The organism is Leptolyngbya cf. ectocarpi LEGE 11479 (genome assembly GCF_015207065.1).
Taxonomy (GTDB): Bacteria; Cyanobacteriota; Cyanobacteriia; order Phormidesmidales; family Phormidesmidaceae; genus Leptothoe; species Leptothoe ectocarpi.
Map to the genome: position 1 here is coordinate 1 of NZ_JADEXP010000639.1, position 1,252 is coordinate 1,252.

A 1,252-nucleotide genomic window follows, 5' to 3' on the forward strand; every position below is an offset into this window, starting at 1 on the left:
TGTCGTCCTGATAAGCATTACATGCTATCAGCAACCGCGCGACTGCCCTCGCTTAAGCGCCTCATCGAGCAGGAAAGCTATTTCGTTGTCCATGCCCCCCGCCAAACTGGTAACACCACTGCCATGCTTGCCCTAGCTCAGCAGCTAACCGCCAGCGATCGCTACGCCGCCATCATGGTCTCCGCCGAAGTCGGTCAACCTTTCAGCCATAACCCCGACAAAGCAGAAACCCACATTCTAGAATCCTGGCGACAGGCCTCCCGAGCCTGGTTACCCCCAGAACTCCAACCACCCCCCATGGCCTCAAGTAAACGGCAGCCGCATCGCTGCCGCCCTAGAAGCTTGGTGCCAGGCATCCCCCAGACCGCTGGTGATTTTTCTCGACGAAATCGATGCCCTTATGGACGATGCCCTCATCACCATGCTGCGTCAGCTGCGCGATGGCTACCCCCGCCGTCCTAACAACTTTCCCCACTCCCTGGCGCTGATTGGTCTTAGAGATGTGCGTGATTACAAAGTTACCTCAGGCGGTAGCACCCGTTTGCAAACTGCCGGTCCCTTCAACATCAAAGTCAAATCGCTCACCCTACGCGACTTTAACCCAACAGAAGTAGAACAGCTCTATCAACAACATACAGAAGCAACCGGTCAGTCATTTACATCTGATGCCATAAAATCAGCCTTCGATCTTACCCAGGGACAGCCTTGGCTGGTCAATGCCATTGCCAAAGAGATCGTTGAAGAGATACTAACTGACTCCCAACAGACTATTGACGTATCTCATATCCATCAGGCAAAAGAAGCCCTTATCCGCCGACAAGATACTCACCTCGATAGCCTGACCAAGCGCCTCGAAGAGCCTCGCATTCGTGCTGTGATTGAACCCCTCATGGCAGGCCAAGAACTAGCACACGTTCCCCTAGACGACAGACAATATCTAATTGATTTAGGGTTAGTACGTCGCTCATCCGAGGGTGGTTTAGTCATTGCCAATCGCATTTATCAAGAGATGCTACCTCGGGTGCTTGCCAGGGGCATGGGGGATGGTGGGCAATCAGAAGTTTCAGCGAAAATATAACAGATATCCGTAAGGGTTTGCCCACCCTACAAGCTCGGGCATAAGATAAAATTAACGAGGGGCAGATTCCTGGTAGGGCTATAAATAAGCAACAACTGGTATAAAAAACAACAATGAGCTATCAGCAGGCGGTAGATTGTATTGAGCGGGGTGAACTGATTACGGCCCTAGCCC

At 52.1% G+C, this 1,252-nt stretch carries 1 protein-coding gene and 1 pseudogene; both read left to right on the plus strand.

The features are described from left to right. Window positions 1-462 (plus strand): annotated as a pseudogene (locus IQ260_RS31380) (hypothetical protein); the annotation flags it as partial. Continuing rightward, a complete protein-coding gene (locus tag IQ260_RS30675) occupies window positions 371-1,078 on the plus strand; it encodes a P-loop NTPase family protein (protein ID WP_322745092.1) in 708 nt (235 codons plus the stop codon). The pseudogene IQ260_RS31380 and the gene IQ260_RS30675, both read left to right, overlap by 92 nt. The last annotated feature ends 174 nt before the right edge of the window (window positions 1,079-1,252 follow it).